20 protein-coding genes are annotated in these 22,675 nt (G+C 62.2%); 12 read left to right on the plus strand and 8 right to left on the minus strand.

The genetic code is table 11. The features are described 5' to 3' along the window. From BTH42_RS11750 to BTH42_RS11760, 3 genes are all read left to right on the plus strand, one after another. Nucleotides 1-642: a cytochrome c oxidase subunit 3 gene (locus tag BTH42_RS11750; RefSeq protein ID WP_075299321.1), complete on the plus strand. Its 642-nt coding sequence runs from the start codon at nucleotides 1-3 to the stop codon at nucleotides 640-642. Continuing rightward, nucleotides 639-1,052, plus strand: a complete 414-nt coding sequence (locus BTH42_RS11755; RefSeq protein WP_075299323.1) for a hypothetical protein — start codon at nucleotides 639-641, stop codon at nucleotides 1,050-1,052. Before BTH42_RS11750 ends, BTH42_RS11755 begins: the two co-directional genes overlap by 4 nt. Nucleotides 1,053-1,144: 92 nt before the next feature. Then, on the plus strand, nucleotides 1,145-2,509 hold the full coding sequence (locus BTH42_RS11760; protein WP_075299465.1) for a cytochrome c: 1,365 nt from the start codon (nucleotides 1,145-1,147) through the stop codon (nucleotides 2,507-2,509). A gap of 19 nt (nucleotides 2,510-2,528) precedes the next feature. Here the strand turns inward: BTH42_RS11760 and BTH42_RS11765 are convergent, their stop codons facing one another. After that, the gene (locus BTH42_RS11765; RefSeq protein ID WP_075299324.1) at nucleotides 2,529-2,936 is read right to left on the minus strand and encodes a Fis family transcriptional regulator; all 408 of its coding nucleotides are present in this window, start codon (nucleotides 2,934-2,936) and stop codon (nucleotides 2,529-2,531) included. 172 nt (nucleotides 2,937-3,108) lie between these two features. Continuing rightward, complete coding sequence (locus tag BTH42_RS11770) at nucleotides 3,109-3,849, minus strand: 3-ketoacyl-ACP reductase (protein ID WP_075299326.1); 741 nt, start codon at nucleotides 3,847-3,849, stop codon at nucleotides 3,109-3,111. 391 nt (nucleotides 3,850-4,240) lie between these two features. Here BTH42_RS11770 and BTH42_RS11775 point away from each other — a divergent pair, with 391 nt between their 5' ends. Both BTH42_RS11775 and BTH42_RS11780 read left to right on the plus strand, forming a co-directional pair. Continuing rightward, entirely contained in the window at nucleotides 4,241-5,944 is a 1,704-nt protein-coding gene (locus BTH42_RS11775) for a Na/Pi cotransporter family protein (protein ID WP_075299337.1), read from the plus strand. A 360-nt stretch (nucleotides 5,945-6,304) separates the two neighbouring features. Next, nucleotides 6,305-6,577, plus strand: coding sequence for a hypothetical protein (locus BTH42_RS11780; protein ID WP_075299339.1), 273 nt, complete (start codon nucleotides 6,305-6,307; stop codon nucleotides 6,575-6,577). 271 nt (nucleotides 6,578-6,848) lie between these two features. Here the strand turns inward: BTH42_RS11780 and BTH42_RS11785 are convergent, their stop codons facing one another. The 5 genes from BTH42_RS11785 to BTH42_RS11805 form a co-directional block, all read right to left on the minus strand. Beyond that, a complete protein-coding gene (locus BTH42_RS11785; RefSeq protein ID WP_075299467.1) occupies nucleotides 6,849-7,238 on the minus strand; it encodes a DUF3597 domain-containing protein in 390 nt (129 codons plus the stop codon). A 113-nt stretch (nucleotides 7,239-7,351) separates the two neighbouring features. After that, nucleotides 7,352-8,224, minus strand: coding sequence for an oxaloacetate decarboxylase (locus tag BTH42_RS11790; RefSeq protein ID WP_075299340.1), 873 nt, complete (start codon nucleotides 8,222-8,224; stop codon nucleotides 7,352-7,354). 87 nt (nucleotides 8,225-8,311) lie between these two features. Beyond that, a complete protein-coding gene (locus tag BTH42_RS11795) occupies nucleotides 8,312-9,715 on the minus strand; it encodes an MFS transporter (RefSeq protein WP_075299342.1) in 1,404 nt (467 codons plus the stop codon). A gap of 166 nt (nucleotides 9,716-9,881) precedes the next feature. Then, nucleotides 9,882-10,556, minus strand: a complete 675-nt coding sequence (locus BTH42_RS11800; RefSeq protein WP_075299469.1) for a GntR family transcriptional regulator — start codon at nucleotides 10,554-10,556, stop codon at nucleotides 9,882-9,884. Between the two features lie 255 nt (nucleotides 10,557-10,811). Further along, nucleotides 10,812-11,906: a porin gene (locus BTH42_RS11805; protein ID WP_075299344.1), complete on the minus strand. Its 1,095-nt coding sequence runs from the start codon at nucleotides 11,904-11,906 to the stop codon at nucleotides 10,812-10,814. A 925-nt stretch (nucleotides 11,907-12,831) separates the two neighbouring features. Here BTH42_RS11805 and BTH42_RS11815 point away from each other — a divergent pair. From BTH42_RS11815 to BTH42_RS11845, 7 genes are all read left to right on the plus strand, one after another. Next, a complete protein-coding gene (locus BTH42_RS11815) occupies nucleotides 12,832-14,598 on the plus strand; it encodes a tannase/feruloyl esterase family alpha/beta hydrolase (RefSeq protein WP_083654753.1) in 1,767 nt (588 codons plus the stop codon). A gap of 491 nt (nucleotides 14,599-15,089) precedes the next feature. Further along, entirely contained in the window at nucleotides 15,090-16,448 is a 1,359-nt protein-coding gene (locus BTH42_RS11820; protein WP_075299348.1) for an aromatic acid/H+ symport family MFS transporter, read from the plus strand. Nucleotides 16,449-16,539: 91 nt separating this feature from the next. Beyond that, nucleotides 16,540-17,565, plus strand: a complete 1,026-nt coding sequence (locus tag BTH42_RS11825) for an amidohydrolase family protein (RefSeq protein ID WP_075299350.1) — start codon at nucleotides 16,540-16,542, stop codon at nucleotides 17,563-17,565. 2 nt (nucleotides 17,566-17,567) lie between these two features. Further along, entirely contained in the window at nucleotides 17,568-18,251 is a 684-nt protein-coding gene (gene ligK, locus BTH42_RS11830) for a 4-carboxy-4-hydroxy-2-oxoadipate aldolase/oxaloacetate decarboxylase (RefSeq protein WP_075299352.1), read from the plus strand. A gap of 5 nt (nucleotides 18,252-18,256) precedes the next feature. Further along, nucleotides 18,257-18,973 (plus strand): substrate-binding domain-containing protein, encoded by a 717-nt coding sequence (locus BTH42_RS11835; RefSeq protein ID WP_372237260.1) that lies wholly within the window; start codon nucleotides 18,257-18,259, stop codon nucleotides 18,971-18,973. A gap of 407 nt (nucleotides 18,974-19,380) precedes the next feature. Next, nucleotides 19,381-20,031, plus strand: a complete 651-nt coding sequence (locus BTH42_RS35800) for a GntR family transcriptional regulator (protein ID WP_256701987.1) — start codon at nucleotides 19,381-19,383, stop codon at nucleotides 20,029-20,031. Between the two features lie 274 nt (nucleotides 20,032-20,305). Then, nucleotides 20,306-21,520 carry an MFS transporter gene (locus BTH42_RS11845; protein ID WP_178392151.1) on the plus strand — a complete coding sequence of 405 codons (1,215 nt, stop codon included), beginning with the start codon at nucleotides 20,306-20,308 and terminating at the stop codon, nucleotides 21,518-21,520. A gap of 120 nt (nucleotides 21,521-21,640) precedes the next feature. Here BTH42_RS11845 and BTH42_RS11850 read toward each other — a convergent pair whose 3' ends face one another. Beyond that, on the minus strand, nucleotides 21,641-22,666 hold the full coding sequence (locus BTH42_RS11850; RefSeq protein WP_075299358.1) for an ATP-grasp fold amidoligase family protein: 1,026 nt from the start codon (nucleotides 22,664-22,666) through the stop codon (nucleotides 21,641-21,643). Nucleotides 22,667-22,675 lie beyond the last annotated feature (9 nt).

Here is a 22,675-nt window from a genome sequence, read left to right on the forward strand (position 1 = left end):
ATGAGCGACGCAGTCGATTTCGATTCACCCGCGCCGGAGCCGATCTACGCCCCGCGGCCGTTGCCGGTGGGCAGCGCGGGCGAGCGTTCGAGCGGCTGGTGGGGCTGCTTCACGCTGATCGCGACCGAAGGGGCGTTGTTCGGCTATCTGATCTTCTCGTATCTGTATCTGGCGTCGCAAAGCCAGCAGCATTGGCCGCCGGAAGGATTGCCGAAGCTTGGCCTGGGCAGCGTGAATACGGTGATTCTGCTCAGCAGCAGCGTGTTCGTGTGGGGCTGCGAACAATGCGTGCGGCGCAAGAGATTGCGCTGGGCTGTTGCGTCGATGGCGGTCGGCATTGTGCTCGGCTGCATCTTTATGGGTATCCAGCTGCGCGAATGGCACAACCATCCGTACAACCTCACGTCCCATCTGTACGGTTCGCTGTACTTCACGATTACCGGCTTTCACATCGCGCACGTCGCGGTTGGGATCGTCGTGCTGACGCTGCTGCTGATCTGGACCGCGCTCGGCTATTTCGACGATAAACGCTGCGCGGCGTTGTCGATCGGCGGGCTTTACTGGCACTTCGTCGATATCGTCTGGCTGTTTATTTTCAGCACGCTGTATCTGACGCCTTATCTGTTTCGGGCGCTGTCATGACGACGCAGTCGGGCACGCGCGTCGCGCTGCGCTATGTACTGATCGCGCTGCTGGCCGCGCCGTTCGCGTGGCTGGTGCAGATGATGATCACAGAGGCGGTGGCCGCGCAAACCTGTTATCCGTACAACCATCCGCTCGGCGCGCCGATCGTGTGGTGGATGCATCCGCTGCTGATCGCCGTCAGCGTGTTGTGTCTGCTGGCGGGCGCGTTCGGTACGTGGGTCGCGGTGCGCAATCTGCGCCGGATCGCGCCGCTGAAGTGGGGCGCGCTGGGCGGCGAGCGGCGCACGCGCGCGGAACTCGACTGGTTCATCGTGCATGTCGCGGCGATGAGCAGCGGGTTGTTTCTGTTCGCGCTGATCGCGACGGATATCGCGGTTGCGATTGTGTCGCCGTGTAGGTGGTGGTGATGAAGGCTAAGGTGAAAGAGAGGGTGTTTGATGCGATTCTGGCGCGCTGCAACGGGTGGGGCGGCGCGGTGGTGGCGTTGGCACTCGCGGTGATGGCTGCGTGCACATGGGCGTGGATAAGCGAGGCGAATGCCGCGCTGGACGGTGCTTCAGCCGCGTCAGTCACTTCCAGCATTTCCAGCACGTCCAGCACGTCCAGCGTACCGGCCACCACCGCCACCCCCGACACCGCCCAGATCGCCCGCGGCGCCTACCTCGCGAAAGCCGCCGATTGCGCCGGCTGCCACACCGCCGCGCCGCGCGTACCGTATCCGGGTGCGAAGCCGCTCGCCACACCGCCATTCGCAGGCGGACTCGGCATGGGCTCGCCATTAGGCACGATCTACACGTCGAACATCACGCCCGATGCGCGCTACGGGATCGGCCGCTACACCTACGACGAGTTCGCGCGAGCGCTACGCGACGGCATCGCCGCAGACGGCAAACGGCTCTATCCGGCGATGCCGTTCCCATCGTTCGCGAAGATCAACGACGACGACATGCACGCGCTCTACGCGTACTTCATGCACGGCGTAAAGCCGGTCGCCGAGCCCGCGCCGCAAACGCAGCTGCCGTTCCCGTTCAACCAACGCTGGGTGCTGACGTTCTGGGCCTGGGCCTTCGCGCCGAAAGGCGTGTACCAACCCGACGACAAACGCGACGCGCAATGGAATCGCGGCGCCTATCTCGTGCAATCGCTCGGCCATTGCGGCGCGTGCCACACGCCGCGCGGACCCGCGTACGAAGAGCGCGGATACAACGAAACAAGCTCGACCTATTTAACCGGCGGCACCAACGATCACTGGTTCGCACCGAACCTGACCGGCGATCCCGGCTCGGGACTGAACCGCATTTCCGCCGCCGAGATCGCCGCATTCCTGAAACAGGGTCACGGCGGCGGCCTGGTCGCGTTCGGCAGCATGGTGCAGGTCGTCGAAGACAGCACGCAGTACCTGAGCGACGCCGACCTCGACGCGATTGCCGGCTATCTGAAGAGTCTGCCGCCGCGCGCGCCGAGCGGCTATTTCAATGCGCGCTCGGAGGCCGCGCGGCAAACCGCGCAAGCATTAAAGACCGGCGATGTGGAACGGCCCGGCGCCGGCATCTACGCATCGTTTTGCGCGCGTTGTCATCAGATGGATGGCGGCGGCGTGCCGAATAAATATCCGCGGCTCGCGGGCAATCCGGCGGTGTTGTCCGCGTCGAGCGAGTCGCTGGTGCGGCTGCTGGTGGAAGGAGGAGGCAGTGCGCATACGCAGACGGGACCGGAGTCGCGCAAGATGCCGTCGTTCGCCGGCAAGCTGACCGACACCGAAATGGCGCGTGTCCTGACTTTCGTTCGGAATACCTGGGGAAATACAGCCGGCCCCGTTACACGCAACGACGTAACGAGTGTGCGCAGCGCATTGCATAAGTAACCGGCATTAGCGGCGCGCGCTACGAAGCGCTGTTCTCCTTGCCTTCTCGCTGCGCATTAGCCGCATTGAAAATCGTTTTCAGCTTCGCGTTGATCGCGATCAGTTCCTGCACCGGCGCCGCCGCGAGTTGCTGATCGAATAGCGTGAGTACTTCGCCGAGTAGCGCGTATGCATCGTTGTCGACCACGCAGATACCGGTGTCGAGACCGCTTTGCCGGCAGCGCAGAATCACGCTCTCCGCGTCGCGAAAGAGTTCGGGGACGGCCGTGCCATAGCCGCGCTGATTGAGCAGCATTGCCATATAAATGGCCTGCGCCATGCTGCCGACGTGATATTGACTGCCGACGCCGCTGCGCAATGCTTCGAGCGTCATGTGATAGTCGAGCGAGATTTCGCCTGCTTTGGCGGGCACGATAGGCCGCAGCATCGCTTTCGAGCGGGGCCGCGGCGACTTCGCGCGAGTGTCGCGAGGAGGGCTTGCTTTTCTGGCCATAAGCTTACTGACGCGGCCGGCTCGCGCCGGACCGCGGCACCATCACGGAACCTGAAACGCCATCACGGTGAACGTGTGCGCCGCGCGTTGCGCGGCGCCGTTACCGTTAGCCCATATGCAGACCGCCGTTGAGCGAGAAGTCCGCTCCCGTTGCGAAGCCTGCCTGATCCGACGAGATCCACGCAACGATCGACGCAATTTCGTCCGGCGTGCCGAGGCGGCGAACCGGAATCGTCGCGACGATTTTCTCCAGTACTTCCGGGCGGATCGCCTTGACCATATCGGTGCCGATATAGCCCGGCGACACGGTATTGACCGTCACGTTCTTGGTCGCCACTTCCTGCGCGAGCGCCATCGTGAAGCCGTGAAGGCCGGCCTTCGCGGTCGAGTAGTTGGTCTGGCCGAACTGGCCTTTCTGACCGTTCACCGACGAGATGTTGACGATGCGCCCGAAGCCTCGCTCGACCATGCCGTCGATGACCTGCTTGGTCACGTTGAACAGGCTCGTGAGGTTGGTGTCGATCACCGCTTGCCAGTCTTCGCGGGTCATCTTGCGGAATACACCGTCGCGCGTGATACCCGCGTTATTGACCAGCACGTCGATTTCGCCGACTTCTTTCTTGACCTTGTCGAAGGCTTTCACGGTGGATTCCCAATCCGCGACGTTGCCTTCCGAGGCGATGAAGTTATAGCCGAGCGCTTTCTGTTCTTCCAGCCATCGGGCTTTGCGCGCCGAGTTCGGACCGCAGCCCGCGACGACCGTGTAGTTTTCCTTGTGCAGGCGCTGGCAGATAGCGGTACCGATACCGCCCATGCCGCCGGTTACGTAGGCAATGCGATTTGCCATAATTCCTCCTTCTTTTTGGGGTGAGTAGAGCAAGTTTGTCTGGAGGATGGAGCTATTATTGGCAGCCGTCAGCGGGTGGGACGATGGGCATTTTTACCTAGGGGTTAACTGCGAAGCGGCGAGATGGGGCGAGCTTACCGCTCGCTGATTGCGTATTACGATGCGCGCCGCATGTTCTGTGGCTCTCGGGCTTCTGCCGCCTTATTCCTCGCCTGAGTACAATCATCCACCAACGCCTCACTCCGGCGTTAAGTAGCTGCCTCAAACACAAGAGAAGCACAGCGGCACGACAGGAAGCACGAAAGAACACATTGCGTGGACGTCGGAACCGGCCTCGCGCCGCCCAGCGTTCGTTGGTGGATTCGCGTCATCAGAACAAAGGCAAAACAGGATGACTGAATATCTGGCAGACATCGACCCGGTCGGCATGAACCTGCTCGGCATCTTCGGGCTGTTGATCGGCGGCCTCGCGCTGTTCCTGCTCGGTCTGGAGTTTTTGACCGGCGGGCTGAAGGCAATCGCGGGATCGAGACTGCAGTCGCTGATCGGCGTGCTGACCGCGAACCGCTTTCGCGGCGTATTGGCGGGCGCCGCCGTGACCGCGTTGCTGAACTCGTCGACGATTACCACGGTGCTGATGGTCGGCTTCGTATCCGCCGGCCTGATGACGCTGACGCAGTCGGTGCCGATGATCATGGGCGCGAACATCGGCTCGACCATCACCGCGCAGATCATCGCGTTCGACGTGTCGCGGCTCACCCCGTACATGCTCGCGATCGGCTTCGTGCTGCATGCGTTCGGCGGGCGCGAACTGTTGCGCGAGATCGGCCGCGTCGTGTTGGGGCTCGGGCTGCTGTTCCTCGGCATCCAGCTGATGGGCGAGTCCACCCATCCGCTGCGCACGTACCAGCCGTTTATCGACGCGATGCAGGACATGCGCAATCCGCTGTTCGGCGTGATCGCCGGGGCGATCTTCACCGCGATCGTGCAAAGCTCGGCGGCGACGCTGGCGGTCGTGATCGCGTTGAGCGGGCAGGGCCTGATGCCGCTCGAAGCCGCCATTACGCTGATTCTCGGCGCGAATGTCGGCACTTGCGGCACCGCGTTGCTCGCATCGATCGGCAAGACCGCGGAGGCGGTGCAGGTCGGCATCGTGCATCTGGTGTTCAACGTGGTCGGCGTCGTGATCGCGCTGTTCCTGATTCCGCAAATGGCGGAGTTCGTGCGCTGGGTCTCGCCGTCGTATCCGGAACTGCAAGGCGTCGCGCGTCTCGCGGCCGAAGCGCCGCGTCAGGTCGCCAATGTGCATACGCTGTTCAGCGTGGCGGGCACGCTCCTGATGATCTGGTTCACCGACCCGATCGCGCGTTTCGCGCAATGGGTGGTGCCAAAGCGCGCGCAGGCCGCCAAACGCCCGGGCGATCCGCAGTATCTCGACGACTCGTCGTTGACGGTGCCCGCGCTCGGCTTGCAGCGCGTGCGGATGGAATTGACCCGGCTCGGCGAACAGGTGTTCGACATCGTGCAGCGCGGCTCGCAGATGGTGTCGAACGGCACGATGGAAGAGATCAACCGGATGCTCGATCAGGACAAGGAAACCGACCGGCTCGCGTTCGAAATCTTCCACTACATCGGTCAGCTTTCGCAGGTGCAGCACTCGGAGGAAGAGGGCCAGCAGATGGTCGGCTATACGCAGGTGGCGAGCAACCTCGAAAGCATTAGCGGCATTGTCGGCGTCACGCTGATGTCGGTCGGCCAGCAGCGGATGAACCAGCCGGTCGATCTGCTGCGCCTGCGCGAACCGGCGACCACCGCGTTCACCGACGCGGTGCTGCGCAACCTCGAGCAGGCGATCCGCACGATCGAGCAACCGGACCCGGAAGAAGTCGCGAAAGTGGTCGACGCGAAGGCCAGCATCGACAAGCTGGCGGCCACCGCGCGCCAGGTCGTGCTGGCCAAGCTGCAACTGACGGACAAGACGGACGTGGTGACGTTCCGGCTGGCGATGGATCTGATCGAACAGGGCCGCCAGGTCGCGCAATTTTCGCGGGCGATTGCGAACAATGTCGGCGCATTGCATCTGGGTCAAAGCTGAACTCAGAGCTGAACTCAGAACTGGAACAACGTCGCCGATTGTGTCATCCAGTTTGAATCGCACGGGTCGAATCGCGCCGAACTGATCGTCAGCCCACTGACGCCGACCCTGTAGGAACGCTAAGCTTTGCGCGTGTCATCGTGATGACACGTGTCGACCGAGAGTGGAATTCGCCCGCCTTTGCGCGGGCTTTTTTCTGCTCGCGCGGCGGCGCGGCTGTGGCGCCGCTAACACGCGATTGTGCGTTGCCCCACCATGACTTGCACAATAAGCAACGGCTGAAACGAATTAACACACGCCCGTTGCGGAATTTGATAGCCTGTCTGCTAGTTGAGCATCGAACTCAAGGAGGGCTTCACCATGATGAGGTGGCTGGCTAACTGGGCTTCACAACATGCTCCTACTCCCGAGAAACAGGCCGAGCGCGCGCTGAACAACCTGCGCATGGAACTGTTTCAGGCCGAACAGCTGGTGCTCGACGCCCAGCTACGCGCCGACTACTATCGGGCCCGCCTGACCTTTCTCGAAGAAGTCACAAGAAAGGGCATCGAACAGGTCTCGGACGAACGCAAAGGTCCACAGGAAGCGCCTCAGCCATTGCGGCCGGGACTCAAGCTCACTGCGGCGCAATAGCCCGGGTGCCGGTTACTGGAATTAGTTCGACTGTCGCCATCGTCGCTCTCGTAGATCACGCGGGGCGACGGTAAACGCACGACCGCTGGCAATCATTACTCAAATGAAACATAAAAGTGAGTAATGATTGCCAGCGGTCGTCTTTGCGGTTGCGCCGCCTTTGCCGCGGGCAACCGCGCGTGAACGGCGAATTGCTTCGCCGCGCGCGGCTTTACCAGGTTAGCTAACTAATCGGAGTAATCAGAGTAGTTAGCCGCCCCGGTTAGCGAGCTTAGCTGGCCAGATCCGCCGGCAGCTTGCCGCCGTTTGCCGCGAGTGCCTGCATCACCTGCTTGTGCAGCCAGATGTTCATGCTGGCGGAGTCGTTCATATCCCCGCTGTACTTCAGTTCCTTCGCAAGCTGCTTGCGATGCTCGAGGCTGCTGTCCACGCCGAGCGCCTTCATCGTGTCGACGATCGAGGTGCGCCAGTTCAGCGTCTGACCGCTTTCGCTGACGAGCTGATCCATCACCGCGGCGACGTCGACGTCGGCGAGCGGCGCGGCTGCCGGTGCGGCGGCTTGCGCGGCGGCCGGGTCGGGAGTCGGTTCAGCAGCGGGGGCAGGTTGGTCCGGCTTGGCTTTGCCGAACAGCTTGTGAACGATGTCGCCGAAAATACTCATCTTCAGATCCTCCGCAGATAGGTTGAATGCGAGCGCATGCGCTCGCAGCAAAATGCCCCGCTATGCTACGCGATCTGGTGGGGTGAATAACGTGAAATTTTGTTAGCGCCGGTTCATTCGGCGTGCTCACGGTCGAACTGCCACACTGCGGGGAAGCCCATCAGCTTGCACATTTCGGCGAACGGGTACATGGCTTGCTCAGCACCCGTGGTGCCGCGCTGCGCCTTGATTTCGCCGTAGATCTGCTGCAGTGCTTTGGCCACCGCGAGAAAGCCCGAGGCCGGATAAATCGCAATCGAAAAGCCGAGTTTCTGCAGTTCGGCCGGCGTCAGTTGCGGTGTGCGGCCGCCTTCGACGATATTGACGAGCAGCGGCGTATCGAACGTGCGTGCGATCGTTTCCAGTTCCTCGACGGTCTCCGGCGATTCGATGAACAGCACGTCGGCGCCGGCTTTCGCGAACGCTTCGCCGCGCCGCAATGCTTCGTCGAGTCCCAGCGAAGTGCGAGCGTCGGTGCGGGCGACGATCTGGAAATTCGGGTCGTCGCGCGTTTCTGCCGCGACCTTGATCTTCTTCACCATGTCGTCGAGCGCGATCACCTTGCGGCCCGGCGTGTGCCCGCATTTCTTCGGAAACTCCTGGTCTTCGAGCTGAATGCCGGCGGCGCCCGCGCGTTCATAACCGCGCACCGTGTGCGCGACGTTGAGCAGGCCGCCGTAGCCGGTGTCGCCGTCGCAGATCATCGGCGTATTAGTCGCGCCGCAGAATGCGCCGACCCGGTCGACCATATCGGTGTACGTAGCGAGTCCCGCATCGGGCAGGCCGAGATACGACGCGACCGTGCCGAAGCCGGTCATATACAAACATTCGAAGTTCATCGAATCGGCCATCTTCGCGGAGATCTGATCGAAGATGCCGGGCGCGGTGACGATCTCTTTCTGCGCGAGACGGGCCTTCAGTTGCTGGCGTTTGTTCTGTGCGTTCATGCTGGTTCCGTTTGATGTCGGTGAATCGGGTTGAATGGAGAAGACGGCTCGAGACGATGCGGCTTCAATGATGTTTTAAACGAAGTTTCAATGACGCGACTCCGGCGCGGCGCCCGCGCGGGCGAGGTCGGCAGCGGGGTCGAGCGTGTCCGGCGGCGCGATCGCTTCGAGCGAGCGTTGATTGGTTTCGATGCCGAAGATCGCGAGCACCGCGGCCATCACGGCGAGTACGCCTACGATCACCGACAGCACGTCGCGCACGCCGCCGGTCGCATACATCACGACCACCAGTTGCGGCGCGAGAATGCCGGCGATGCGTCCCGCGCAACCGGCAATGCCGTTCGCGCGCATGCGGTTTTCGGTGGCGAACAGCTCGGGGATATAGGTGGCGATGCCGAGCGCGACCATCAGATAGGTCAGCGTGAACAGCATGAAACCGAGCGCGGTGGCCATCGCGACAGTGGTCGAATGTCCGTACAGCCAGCCGACCACCGCGGCGAGCGCGGCGACCGCGATCAGGCCGTTCTTGCGGCCGATCCTGTCGGCGATCAGCACGCCGGCAAATGCGCCGGCCGGGCCGCCGAGCGACATCAGCGTCGTATAACCGAGCGACGACGCCATCCCGAAGCCCTGCTTCATCAGGAAGGTCGGCACCCAGACGATGAAGCCGTAGATCACCACGTTCACGCCGATCTGCACGGTGACCGCGAGCAGCATGCGGCGAATCTGCGAGCCTTTGAACAGGTCGAGCAGCGTGGTTGCGCGTACGCCCGCCGCCGACTCGGACACCGGCGTGAACGGCGGCAATGGTTGAGCTTTAGCCGATTCGGCTTCGGCCGCGTGCAGAATCGCATCCGCTTCCGCATAGCGTCCTTTCGATTCGAGCCAGCGCGGCGATTCGGGCATCTTCTTGCGGATCACCCACATGATCAGCGCGCCGGCGCCGACGATCGCGAACATCGCGCGCCAGCCGATCGTCGGAATGATCAGGTAGCCGAGGAAGGTCGAGAAGAACAGCGCCGAATTCGTGATCAGCGACAGATACGCGGACCACTTGCCGCGCACCGCGGGCGGAATGAATTCGCCGACCGAGCCATAACCGACGACGATTTCCGCGCCTAGTCCGAGGCCCATGAAAAAGCGGCAGACGATCAGCCACGTCATGTTCGGCGCGAGCGCGCCGGCGATCGATGCGAGGCCGAAGATCGCCAGATTGAACTGATAGGTGAACTTACGACCTTTCGCATCGCCGAGCAGACCGGCGGTGAACGCGCCCAGCAGCATACCCACGAAGGTCGACGACAGGAACGCCGCATTCAGTTGCATCGTCGACCAGCCGGTCTTCGCGAGCGCGCCGAGCACGCCGCCGGCCAGATAGATATCGAACGAATCGAGGAACATGCCCCCGCCGATCAGCCAGAGGATGCGCCGGTGAAAACCGGAGATGGGTAGTCTGTCCAGTCTTGGACCAGCGTTCACGGTGCTCGGCATTTCACGTCTCCTGCGTCGTTATAGGACGGCTATTTCGTGGTGCTTCGATGTGTGCTGCGATGAGTTCTACGAAAGATTCTGCGGGTGGTTCAACGATTGGTTCTGTGGCGGGTTCTACGAGAGGTCTTGCGGTAATGGCTGAAAGCGTGGCGCGCGCGAGCGCTGGCTACGGTTCCGGGTGCTCGCGTTGATAGCGGTCGAGCACGGCCTTTTCGGCGGCGAGGATATGGCAGCGGGTAATCGCTTCGGCCCATGCGGCATTGCGGTTCGCGAGCGCCTGCACGATTTCGACATGCTGGCGGGCGCTGCTCGCGCGGTGTTCGTCGTTGTAGGAATCGAACGTCCACTTGATCAGCGGGGTTTCCTTCATCGACTTCAACGAGCGGTCGAGCCGCGCGTTGCCGGCGGCGGCCGTGATGATCGAATGGAATTCGCCGTTGGCGGTGAACCACGCTTCGGTGGTTTCGGCGGTGGACGGCTGCAGCGTGATCGCCGACATCTGCGCGGCGAGCGCGCCGAGCCGCTCGATGTCGGCGCTGCCGATCTTCAACGCGGCGCGCCCGGCGAGAAACGGCTCGATCAGCAGGCGCGCCTCGAAGATCTCGCGCGCGTCCTGCAGCGACCACGCCTTGACCCGCACGCCATAGTTCGGCCGGATCTCGACCCAGCCTTCGGCGCCGAGCCGGCGCAGCGCTTCACGCACCGGCGTGCGGCTGACTCCGAGGCTTTTCGCCAGTTGCTCTTCGCGCAGATACTGGCCCGCGCCATAACGGTTCTCGGCGAGCGACTGTTTGATCGCGAGATAGACGTCGTCCGGCGATCGGGCCGGTGCAGGCTGCATTGTATGCAAAACGTTGTCTTTCACGATCAGGAAGATGCGTATCGGCAGGATGACCAATACATTGTATGCAAAGTTGTGAAAGAGACGCTCGGTGATTTCCCTGGCCGAGGGCGCCGGCCGGGGCTCGAATCCGCAGACGAATGGATCGCGGCGAGCAAATAAAAAATGGCCCGAGGGGCGGGCTCGCCCTTCAGGCCATGCGTGGTTCCGCGCGAGGCGCGCGGCGTACTGCGATGATTCGCGCCGATGCGCGACTCAGAACCGCGTATGCAAGCCGACGCGCGCGACCGCCTGGGTCTGACCGCTCGATGCGCCGTCCGCGCTGTTCATCCCGTTGAGCTGCGCGAGCCCGCCCGAGCTCGCGCGCTGATACACGCCGAGCACATAGACGTCGGTACGCTTGGACAGCGAGTAGTCGAGGATCGCCGCGGCCTGGTGCGCGTGATTGTTGTCGACGACCGAATTGCCCTTCATATACATATACGATGCACCGGCTGCCAATGCCGGCGTGACCCGGTACTGCGCGCCGACCGAACCTTCGTAGACCGAAGCGCCGTTTGCTGAGTTGTGCACGGTCGTGAACAGCGCATTGGTGAACCACCCGCCGAACTTGTAATGCGCGCCGACGCCCCAGTTGCGTACGCTGACCTGCGGCGAACCCGCGGTGTAGTACTTGATGTTCGTGTAGGCCGCGTTCGCGCCGAACGAATTCGCCGCGTAATTGAGCGCGAAGCTGGTCGAATTGCCGGCGCCGATCGAGCCCGCCACGTTGCCGAAGCCGTACATCGCACCCGCGCTGAAGCCGTTGAAGATCGGCGTCACGTATTTGACCGAGTTGGAGATCCGCTCGCCTGCCATGCGGTCCCAGTCGAATGAGCCGGTCGCATTGCTCGGCAGCGCGAGCTTCTTGAACGGACCGGCACGGAACGCATAGAAGTGGCCCGAAATTTCGGCGGGGTCGTTGCCGCCGAAATAGAGCGCGTCCGTCATGAAGTCGTACTGGTTGCCGAGCGTGATCTTACCGGCGCGTTCGTTGGTGAGACCGACGAGCGCGGTGCGGCTGAACAGGCTTGCATTCGGCATGAACGAGCCATTGTTCACCTGAAACTGGTTGACGAGTTCGAAGATGGCCTTGGTGCCGCCGCCGAGATCTTCGGCGCCTCTCATGCCCCACAGATTCGGACCGTTGACGCCGTCGTCCATCTTCACGTTGCTCTTGCCCGACTGGTTGCTCACATAGGTGACGCCCGTGTCGATCAGGCCGAACAGCGTGACGCTGCTTTGCGCATGTGCCGCGCTTGCCATCAGGGTACTCGCGAGAATGGCGAGCGCGATTTGCGTCTTCTTCATCGTAATGATCTCCTTTTGTATTTAGTCCTGCGAAGTGCGGCGGCGTGTCATAGCCATGCCGGTCGCGGATCATGCGTAGCCGTGGCCATCGCCAGGAAAAAGGCGGCCGGTTGCAGAACGGGGCTCAATATAGTCGAGCCCGATGTTCGTAAGGAAGTGGTGCGGAGCGTGCGAAAAAGGCAATCGAGTGTGCGAACGCGGTGACGAAAATGCGGGGTTTACGCGCAGTAGCGAATGCGGCGGCATGCTGCGCGATCGCGGAGAATGCGTTGTAGTGCGTTGAAAACCCAGTGTTTTATTTTTATGTCACGTTTTGATGCTGTGCGTTTTTCGTAAAAGTTAAACGGCAATTCTGTAAAAATCGAAGTTCTCCGACACGCGTCGCGATAAATAAAAGAGAAAGCTTCGTGCATTACTTCGCAACGCGATTTCGCGTGGCGTTGGGTGTACGCCACAACTTCGCGGGGTGTGCGTCCGACACGTCAAGACGTTGCCGGAATGGCCGGCGCGATAAGCGCCGCGCAGCGCATTTCATTTTCTTACTTTTCATATCTAAAAAATTTATCGCTCGCGGTGATATGCGATTGCGTGCCGCGCCGGTATCGATTGTGGCGGGCGCGCGTAAGTCCTTGTAGCAAAGCGTGGCGCACACCGCTTTGCGCAATTACGAGATGCGCATGGCATCGCACACGCCTGGTTTCCGCTGTCGCTCCCTGTGGTTAACCCGCGATTTCACGCTGTTCACCGAATGGTTAACGTCGCGGCAAAACGAGACGAGCCGTCGCGAAACCGCGAACCCTATGGCCGCCATCAAGAGATCCACGACGTTTCCAAGAGCCGAAATATCAAAGAGGAGAGGTAAATCCATGAAGGTGAAGAACACGGCTGTCACTCAGCCTGGAACAACGCACAGAGGAGGTCAGGCATGAGAACCATGAATGCTCGCCATCTGCTCTCACGCATCCGGACCCGTACCGTTTCGCTGCTGACGCTGGCGGGCGTGTGCGCGACCGCTGCGATCGTCGCCGCATGCGGTGGTGGCGGCGGTGGCGGCACGCTTACCTATCCGACGCTGTCGGTCGTGCAACCGGTCGTCGATTGCGCGAAGCTCGCTGCGGTCGATATCACCGATATCGGCGGCGCGGGCAGCACGATCACGTCCGCGACCGTGACCAATGCGACGATCAATGGCGCGACCGTTGCGTTCTGTACCGTGAAGGGCACGCTCGCACCGTCGAATACGTTCGAAGTCGCGTTGCCGGTCAGCACGTGGACGCAGCGTTTCGCGGAACTCGGTTGCGGCGGCCTGTGCGGCAATCTGAGCGATCCGACCCAGCAAAGCTCGTTCAGCTTCACGTATCAATGCCCGCTGGTGCAGAAGGGCGGTTTCGTGACGGCGGCGACCGACATGGGCCACACCGGCTCCGATCAGACGTGGAGTTCGGACACGCAGAAGCAGGCCGACTTCGCGTATCGCGGCCAGCACATCACGACGCTCACCGCGAAGAAGCTGATCAAGGCTTATTACGGACAGCAGCAGAAGTACTCGTACTTCATCGGCTGTTCGGACGGCGGCCGTGAAGCGCTGATGGCCGCGCAACGTTACCCGACCGACTACAACGGTATCGTCGCCGGCGCACCGGCCGCGCACTTCCAGATCCAGAACTCGCTGTATCACGGCTGGAGCGTGAAGTCGCAAAGCACGACCGGCACCAGCGCGGGCAATGCGATCCTGTACGCCGATAAAGCCACGCTGCTGCACAAGGCGGTCGCGGCAGCTTGCGGCGGCGGCAGCGGCGCGGCCGATGGTCTGCTCGCCGATCCGCGTACCTGTCATTTCGATCCGGCCACGATCCAGTGCGCGAACAACGCGACCGACACGAGCAGCTGTCTGACCGCTGCCGAAGTGACGACCGCGAAGGCTATTTATAGCGGTCCGACCGATGCGACCACTGGCGAGTACATGCTGGCCGGTTCGCCGCAATACGGTTCGGAAGCGAACTGGGTTGGCGTCGAAGTGCCGACGACGAACTCGACCGACGCGCCGGTGCCCGTCACGAAGCTGTTCAGCTATTCGATCGTGACCGGCGCCTACAACCTGATCTTCACCGGTTCGCCGACGATGCCGACCATCGACACTTTCGGCTATACGGATGCAAGCTTCTACCCGACCTATCTGAAGGCGAATCATCCGTTCATCGATGCGACGAGCCCGGACCTGTCCGCGTTCCAGGCGGCCGGCGGCAAGCTGATTCTGTGGCACGGCTGGGCCGACCAGCACATTTCGCCGCTGTTCACGATCCAGTACTACGAAGCAATGCAGAAGACGATGGGCGATTCGAACGTCGATCAGTTCGCGCGTCTTTATCTGGTGCCGGGCGTCGCGCATTGCGGCGGCGGCGAAGGCTTCCCGAACATCGACCTCGTGACGTCGGTCACCAACTGGGTCGAGCAGGCGAAGGCGCCGAATTCGGTGATGACGTATCAAACCGATGCATCGAACAACGTGACGGCTTCGCGTCCGGTCTATCCGTTCCCGGCGGTCGCGAAGTACACCGGTTCGGGCGACTGGCACGACGGCGCGAATTACACGCAGGGCTCGCCGCTGTACAGCGCGGCGTCGCGCACGTGGGCCGGCTCGAGCTTCTACACGACCTACACGCCGAGCACGCGTGGCGTGGCCGCGCCGTAAGCGTTAACAGGCGGCTGTAACCGATCGAATAGCCGGCCTTCAGCGGCCGGTTCTTCTCCAAAGCGGAATGACCGTTGTCCCGGTCATTCCGCTTTTTCTATTCCCGCATGACCCGCGCGGCCGTTCTATGCGACTTCGTTCCCGCGTCATCAGTTCTATTTATCGAAGGGTGTGCGAACGAGCGGTCGTAAAGCCCGCTTTCGGCCCCTTATAGATGGGCTAAAACGCTTGTCGGGCGGGACTCCCGGTGGTTTGGCCGGGGCGCGGGAACGCTATGCGGAATCATAAAAACGCGGATACTCGCATCAGCCCTATGGTTAACCCGCGCTTTGGCAGTCGAATCGGCAAACGTACCTTCACGCCAGTTACTTGAAGAAGGCAACTGAGCGACCGTCGCCACGACGGTTACGGAATCGATGCAGTACGAACGCAGTGCGCAATTACGTGCTCCGAGCGCGCGATAAGACCAGTGATGGAGGCAGGAGATTCAAATGAGTGGAACCACGAGCGGTAAAAGAATTGATATCAAGGCGTTCATCGACGAACGGCCTATTTCGGCGTACCAATGGTTGCTGGTGGCGCTGTGCTTTCTGGTCGTGACCGCCGACGGGATGGACGTCGCGATCATGGGTTTCGTCGCGCCGTCGATCATTCACGACTGGGCCATTTCGCGTCCCGCATTCGGCCTCGTGATGAGCGCGGCGCCGATCGGTCTGGTGATCGGCGCATTGACCGCGGGTCCGGCATCGGACCGCATCGGCCGCAAGTGGGTGCTGATTACGTCGGTGTTTCTGTTCGGTGTGTTCACGATCGCGACCGCATTCACGCAATCGCCGCTGCAAATGGCCGTGCTGCGTCTGCTGACCGGTATCGGTCTCGGCGCCGCGATGCCGAACTCGACCACGCTGCTGTCCGAGTACGCGCCGCAGCGCAAGCGTGCATTGCTGATCACGGTGATGTTCACCGGCTTCAATCTCGGCTCGGCATTGATCGGTTTCGTGGCTGGCTGGCTGATCCCGGTGCATGGCTGGCGCTCGGTGCTGATCTTCGGCGGCGCGTTGCCGCTCGTGCTGATTCCGTTCCAGATCTGGCTGCTGCCTGAATCGGCCCGTCTGCTGGCGGTGCGCGGCGCGTCTTCGCAACGCGTCGGCGCGGTGCTCGGCCGCGTGTGCGGCGCGCGTTTCAACGGCGACGAAGTATTCGTGTCGAACGAACCGCCGCTGCCGACCCGCAAGCCGATCGGCGTGCTGTTCTCGCACGGCTACAGCACGATGACGATTGCGCTGTGGGTCACGTATTTCATGGGTCTGCTGGTGATCTACCTGCTGACCGGCTGGCTGCCGACGCTGATGAAGGACGCGGGTCTGACGGTCACGACCGCGGCGAACGTCACCGCGATGTTCCAGATCGGCGGCACGATCGGCGCGGTGCTGGTCGGCTGGATCATGGACAAGGCGCGTCCGGCGCCGGTGATCAGTACTGCGTATGTCGGCGGCGCGCTGTGCGTGCTCGCACTCGGCTATATCGGCGCGCTGTCGTCTTCGCTTACGCTGCTGGTATTCGCCGCGGGCTTCTGCATGAGCGGCGCGCAGACCGGTCTGAACGCGTATGCGCCGGGCCGTTATCCGACCGTCGCGCGGGCCACCGGCGTCAGCTGGATGCTCGGCATGGGCCGTTTCGGCAGCATCTTCGGCTCGGCGATCGGCGGCGCGCTGCTCGGTCTGGGCTGGCAATTCGGCGCGATTCTGGCGATGCTGGCGATTCCGGCCGCGCTCGCCGCGATCGCGATCCTGGTGAGCCAGCGCGTGAGCAACGTGGCGTCGGCGGCGCAGCCGAATACCGCGCACTGATGCACGCGTAATAACGAACTCGCAATAAGAAATCCGGCGCGCGCGCAATCCGCGCGCGCCGTCAGGGCAAATCATTTATTGAGGAATCACGGTGATCATCGACATTCACGGCCACTACACGACCGCGCCAAAAGCGCTGGAAACGTGGCGCAACCGCCAGATCGCGGGCATCAGGAATCCGTCCGAAATGCCGAAGGTCTCGGAGTTGCAGATCAGCGACGACGAGCTGCGCGAGTCGATCGAAAGCAACCAGCTGAAACTGATGCGCGAACGCGGTCTCGATCTGACGATCTTCAGCCCGCGCGCGAGCTTCATGGCGCATCACATCGGCGACTTCGAAGTCTCGAGCACGTGGGCGGCGATCTGCAACGAGCTGTGCTATCGCGTGAACCAGCTGTTCCCCGATCGTTTCGTGCCGGCCGCGATGCTGCCGCAAAGTCCGGGTGTCGATCCGGCCACCTGCATTCCCGAACTCGTCAAATGCGTCGAGCAGTACGGCAATGTCGCGATCAATCTGAATCCCGATCCGTCCGGCGGTCACTGGACCAGCCCGCCGCTGTCCGACCGTTCGTGGTATCCGATCTACGAGAAGATGGTCGAGTACGACATTCCGGCGATGATTCACGTGAGCACGAGTTGCAATGCGTGCTTCCACACCACCGGCTCGCATTATCTGAATGCGGATACGACCGCGTTCATGCAATGCCTGACCTCGGACCTGTTCCGCGATTTTCCGACGCTGCGTTTCATCATTCCGCACGGCGGCGGCGCGGTGCCGTATCACTGGGGCCGTTTCCGCGGACTTGCGCAGGAACTGAAAAAGCCGCTGCTGAAAGACCATTTGCTGAATAACGTGTTCTTTGATACCTGTGTCTATCATCAGCCGGGTATCGATCTGCTGACGAAGGTGATTCCGGTCGACAACATCCTGTTCGCGAGCGAAATGATCGGCGCGGTGCGCGGGATCGATCCGGAGACGGGCCACTATTTCGACGACACGAAACGCTATGTCGAAGCGGCGCATGTCGCGGCCGAAGATCGTCAGAAGATTTATGAAGGCAACGCGCGGCGCGTTTATCCGCGTCTCGATGCAATGCTCAAAGCGAAGGGGCTGTAATCATGTATGAACTCGGAGTCGTTTATCGCAACATCCAGCGCGCGGATGCGGACGTGGCCGCCAAACTCGGCGCGCTCGGTTCGGCCACCGTGCACGAAGCGATGGGCCGCACCGGCCTGCTGAAGCCGTATATGCGGCCCATTTATGTCGGCGCGCGCGCGAGCGGCACCGCGGTCACCGTGCTGCTGCAGCCGGGCGATAACTGGATGCTGCACGTCGCGGCCGAACAGATCCGCCCGGGCGACGTGGTCGTCGCGGGCGTCACCGCGGATTGCACCGATGGTTATTTCGGCGATCTGCTCGCGACCAGCTTCAAGGCGCGCGGCGCGCACGCGCTGATCATCGACGCCGGCGTGCGCGACGTCAGCGTGCTGACCGAGATGAATTTCCCGGTGTGGAGCAAGGCGATTTCCGCGAAGGGCACGGTCAAGGCGACGCTCGGCTCGGTGAATATTCCGGTGGTCTGCGCGGGCGCGCTGGTCACGCCGGGCGACGTGGTCGTCGCGGATGACGACGGCGTGGTCGTGGTGCCGGCCGCGGCGGCGTCGGCAGTGCTGGAAAAGGCGGCCGCGCGCGAAGCCAACGAAGCGGCAAAGCGCGCGAAGCTCGCCTCCGGCGTGCTCGGTCTCGACATGTACGACATGCGCGGCACGCTCGAGCAGGCCGGCCTGCGTTACAAGGACTGACGGCCGTGGTCGCGCTGACGAACGGGCAGCACGTGGCGCTGCCGATCACCGGCATTTCGTCGATGGCGACCCGCCAGGTGCTGGCCGAACTCGTTGCCGCGTACGAGCGGCGCAGCGGTCAGGCGGTGACGATCGAATCGGTCGGCGGCGTCGATGCGGCGCGCCGCGTTGAGGATGACGAAGTATTCGACATCGTCGTGCTCGCGGCGGATGCGATCGAGCGGCTGGTGGTGTCCGGCTGTGTCGAGCCGGCAAGCCGGGTCGGTGTCGCGCGTTCGGGCATCGCGGTCGCGGTGGCGGCCGGTAGCGCGCGCCCGGACATCGGCAGCGAAGCGGCGCTGCGCAACGCGGTGGTCGGCGCGCGCAGCATCGGTTATTCGACCGGGCCGAGCGGCACGCATCTGCTCAAGCTGTTCGAGCGCTGGGGGATTGCCGAACAGATTGCGCCGCGGCTCGTGAAGGCGCCGCCGGGTGTGCCGGTCGGTGGGCTCGTCGCGCGTGGCGACGTTGCGTTGGGTTTTCAGCAGTTGAGCGAACTGATTCACGTGCCGGGTATTGCGGTACTCGGCGAATTGCCGCCCGATGTGCAAGCCACCACGGTGTTCACCGCCGCGATCTGCACGCTCGCGCGTCAGCGCGAAGCGGCGCAGGCGTTGCTGGCCTTTCTGGTTTCGCCGGAGGCCTCCGGCGCGAAGCTGGCCAATGGGATGACGCCGGCCTGACAGCCGTCAGCAGGTTGCAGCTTGGGCCATTCGGGCCTTCCTTTCTCGCGGTCCAAGTTCCCCGCATATATATGCCTCGACATCGCGATTCACCGCGATGTCGAGCGCCGCATTCTCTTTTCTTCGGCTATTAAAGCCATTCATTTGCGTCGTCGATGTAGGGTTTTTGTAAGGGCCGTACGCGATTTGCCAGGGAAAAGTGTCATACACTTTTGCCGGAATGTCCTGTAGTATCGGCGGCCAGTCAGCGGTCTTATCGCTGACGGCGAGCGGTTGGCGGTTGGCTCATGGCCTTTTGCCGACCTTAAGCGGCGCTGTGTCTGTGGCCTTTCCGGAGAACCCAAATCGATACCCGCGCTTTTCTTCCCGCAGATACCGTTGGCCGCTCGGGCGAGACCGTCGAGCGCATTGCGGAAGAACTCAAGACCCGCATTCTCGAAGGACGTTTCGCGCCCGGCCAGCGCCTGATTTCGCGCGACGTGGTCGAAGAACTCGGTATCAGCCGCGGTTCGCTGCGCGAAGCGTTTCGCCGCCTCGAAGCGGACGGCCTGATCGAGGTGGTGCCCAATCGCGGCGCGGTGGTCCGCAAGCTCTCGCATGCGGAAGTGCGCCACGTGTTCCAGATTCGCGAAGCACTCGAAGGGCAGGCCGCGCGACTCGCCGCACAAAACATCGGCGAGGCCGACAATCGCCGCCTTCTGACCGAAGTACTCGAAGCAGGGCGCCGCCACGAAGAGCGCCCGGTGTTTCAGCAATTCGTTATCGACAACCGCGCGTTTCATCAGGAGATCGTCAGGATCTCCGGTAATCCGCTGCTGGGCGAATTGATCGATAAATATCAGTTACCGGTTTTCATGATCCAGTTGCGCCAGAACATCGGCAGCGACCAGCTGATCCGCAATTCGCTCGCCGAGCATGAGGACATCGCGGCGGCGATTCTGGCCGGCAATGGCGATGCCGCTTATGACGCGATGAAACGCCATCTGTGGCATTCGGCGAACCTGATTCTGTCTTTACCCGGCATGCCCCAGGAGGGTGTGCGGATGTCGGCGGCCTGAGCGCGGTCCGGCTGCGTTTGCAGCACGGGCAAACAGTGAGCGGCGATATGAGGAGTACGAATATGTCGCGACACGGCAATCGCATGCGGCACAGAGTGCGTCTGTCGCAACTCGCGCAAACGTGTGCGCCGATCCGCCGCCATTGCAATCTGAATGAAAAGAATCCGGAGGAGACACACGAACGCATTCCCGCTGCCGTAACGCAACGCGTAATCACATAACAATGACTGGCCCGGCTACTGATGCAAAGAGCGGGCCCAGCATGGAGAAGACAATGAGCCTCAGATACAGACTGTTGGGATTGACCTGGCTGCTGCAGTTCGTCAACTACCTCGACCGGGTCAGCATTTCGGTCGCCGCGCCGTCGATGATGAAAACGCTGCAACTCGACGCGAGTCAGATCGGCCTGATTTTCGGCGCGTTCGCGGTCGGCTACGCGGTGATGCAATTGCCCGGCGGGATGCTGTCGGATCGCTTCGGCGCGAAGACGATGCTGGTCGGCGCGCCGCTACTGTTCTCGATCTTTACCGGCCTGACCGGCCTCGCGTCGACGGTCGGCGTGCTGATTCTGGTGCGCTTCTGTTTCGGTCTTGCCGAAGGCTCGAGCAACGCCGCCGTCTACAAAGTGGTGTCGGACAATTTCAGCACCAAGGAGGCGGCCCGCGCGCACAGCGTATGGTTGAGCGCGCTCGCACTCGGTCCCGCGTTCGTCGCGCCGGTCGTCGTGATGCTGCTGACCGTCAGCACGTGGCGCCATGTGTTCTATTTCTTCTCGGTGCCGGGCGTGCTCGTGTCGCTGCTGATCCTGTTGCTGATTCCGGGCAGAAAAGCCGCGGCCGTGACGGAGCGGGTCGAGCGCGCGGAGCGTCGCCGGCAATGGGGCGAGATTCTGCAGAAGAAGACCACGTGGCTGCTGTTCGTCGCGTATCTGACGTTCAATATCGGCTACTGGGGTTTCGTCGGCTGGATGCCGACCTATCTGGCGATCCAGCGGCATATCGATCTGAAGACGCTGGGCTACGCGGCTTCCGTGCCGTATCTGTTCGGCTTTCTCGGTCTGATGGTGTTCGGCACGCTCGGCAGCGGCGCGCTGCATCGCCGGCGTCCGCTGCTGGTTGCGGCGGGCGGCGTCGGCGCCGCGTGCGCGCTATATCTGACCTTCACCTGCAACGATGTGATGACCTGTCTCGCCGGTTTGTCGGCTGCGGCGTTTCTGCTGTACGGAATGTTGTCGCCGTATGCGAGTCTCGTGTCGCACTTCTCGCCCGAGCAGGCGCGCGGCGGTTTCGCGGGGCTGATCAACACCGGCGGTCAGATCGGCGGGATGGCGTCGCCGCTGGTGGTCGGCTATCTGGTGAAGGCGAGCGGCTCGTTCAACGACGGCTTCCTGTTCATGATCGTCGCGATGGTGATCAGCGCGTTGAGCTTTGCGATGCTGCAACCACATATCGCGCGCAAGTCGGCGGCATTGGTGAACGCGCAGGCCTGAGTCGCGCGAGATTGGTACGCCGGAATCGATGGCCGATTCAAAGCACTACGAATGACCACGCCGCGCTGCCTGCGAATGCACGCCAGTGCAGGCGGCGCAGGCAGCTCAGGCAGCGCACGCTCAGGTCAGCAGCTTGCCCCACTCGTAATCGATGCTGTCCGGTTTGAACGGCAGCACGCCCGCGCCGGGTGTGAAGGTCAATTCGCCGAAATAGACCTTGTCGTCCGGCGCGTACAGATCGACACGCACATAGTCGAAGTCTTCGCACAGCCGCCCGGCGACCTCCAGTACCTTGTCCAGATGCGGGGGGCGCGGCGCCGGCACCGGGCTGCGCGTATAGGGGCCGATTTGAATGTCGAGGCGATTCCAGTCGACGTCGTACACGTCGCCATGCGTCGCATTGCCGAAGCGATCCGAAATCACCAGCAGATACATGGTGGGCCGCTGGCCCGGACACCCGTTGAAGCAGTGCAGCTTGAAATCCGCCGGAATCTGGCCGCGCTGGTCGAGCAGCAACTGTTCGAAGAAGATGCGCGGCTCGATGGTCCGGTAGTGGCGTTCGCGCGCGACGTAGTAGAACTCGGTCTGCAGCCACTTATCGGCAAGCGCTTTCAATTCTTCGAACGAGGTGTCCGATCTGTTTCTGACGATTTCGACAAAGGTACTGCCATGATTGGCCTTCATCACGAAAGCATCGGGCAGCGCGTCGAATACTTCGCGCGTGAACGCATCCGGCGCGCACAGAAGCGGTATTAAATGCTGCTCGCCGATCTTGTCGGCAATATATTCCCGTACCAGCAACTTATCCGTCAGCGGAATATAACGAGGATCGGGGTGCAGATTGCGTTGGAGAATCTTTTCGTTGAACGTCGTCGGATGCAGCAGATTCGGGTAACGGCCAATGCACTTGTGATGCAACAGACTCACGAATAGCGAGTCCGGCAGCAATGTCTTCGCGACTTCCTTCAGTTTCTTCGTTCGCGACGGCGTTTGAGCTGTGCCCTCATGCGCGTGCTCGGCCTGTACCGGCGGCCGCTCCGCCAGAACGGCGGCGCCCGCATGGTCGTCGATCTGTCCGAAAACGTTGAGTTTCGGCGCGACTGCCGCATCCTCCTCGTCGAGCTCGGCGGATTTAAGGATTGTCATATTGTTATT

It is taken from the genome of Burkholderia sp. SRS-W-2-2016 (assembly GCF_001931485.1).
Classification (GTDB): domain Bacteria; phylum Pseudomonadota; class Gammaproteobacteria; order Burkholderiales; family Burkholderiaceae; genus Paraburkholderia.

Coding starts and splice junctions, on each gene's coding strand:
- BTH42_RS11800 (WP_075299469.1), bottom strand. CDS start 10,556: ATGCAGCCTGCACCGGCCCGATCGCCGGACGACGTCTATCTCGCGATC.
- BTH42_RS11820 (WP_075299348.1), top strand. CDS start 15,090: ATGAGTGGAACCACGAGCGGTAAAAGAATTGATATCAAGGCGTTCATC.
- BTH42_RS11785 (WP_075299467.1), bottom strand. CDS start 7,238: ATGAGTATTTTCGGCGACATCGTTCACAAGCTGTTCGGCAAAGCCAAG.
- BTH42_RS11850 (WP_075299358.1), bottom strand. CDS start 22,666: ATGACAATCCTTAAATCCGCCGAGCTCGACGAGGAGGATGCGGCAGTC.
- BTH42_RS11760 (WP_075299465.1), top strand. CDS start 1,145: ATGGCTGCGTGCACATGGGCGTGGATAAGCGAGGCGAATGCCGCGCTG.
- BTH42_RS11780 (WP_075299339.1), top strand. CDS start 6,305: ATGATGAGGTGGCTGGCTAACTGGGCTTCACAACATGCTCCTACTCCC.
- BTH42_RS11765 (WP_075299324.1), bottom strand. CDS start 2,936: ATGCTGCGGCCTATCGTGCCCGCCAAAGCAGGCGAAATCTCGCTCGAC.
- BTH42_RS11755 (WP_075299323.1), top strand. CDS start 639: ATGACGACGCAGTCGGGCACGCGCGTCGCGCTGCGCTATGTACTGATC.
- BTH42_RS11775 (WP_075299337.1), top strand. CDS start 4,241: ATGACTGAATATCTGGCAGACATCGACCCGGTCGGCATGAACCTGCTC.
- BTH42_RS11770 (WP_075299326.1), bottom strand. CDS start 3,849: ATGGCAAATCGCATTGCCTACGTAACCGGCGGCATGGGCGGTATCGGT.
- BTH42_RS11790 (WP_075299340.1), bottom strand. CDS start 8,224: ATGAACGCACAGAACAAACGCCAGCAACTGAAGGCCCGTCTCGCGCAG.
- ligK (WP_075299352.1), top strand. CDS start 17,568: ATGTATGAACTCGGAGTCGTTTATCGCAACATCCAGCGCGCGGATGCG.
- BTH42_RS11815 (WP_083654753.1), top strand. CDS start 12,832: ATGAGAACCATGAATGCTCGCCATCTGCTCTCACGCATCCGGACCCGT.
- BTH42_RS11750 (WP_075299321.1), top strand. CDS start 1: ATGAGCGACGCAGTCGATTTCGATTCACCCGCGCCGGAGCCGATCTAC.
- BTH42_RS11845 (WP_178392151.1), top strand. CDS start 20,306: ATGAGCCTCAGATACAGACTGTTGGGATTGACCTGGCTGCTGCAGTTC.
- BTH42_RS11795 (WP_075299342.1), bottom strand. CDS start 9,715: ATGCCGAGCACCGTGAACGCTGGTCCAAGACTGGACAGACTACCCATC.
- BTH42_RS11805 (WP_075299344.1), bottom strand. CDS start 11,906: ATGAAGAAGACGCAAATCGCGCTCGCCATTCTCGCGAGTACCCTGATG.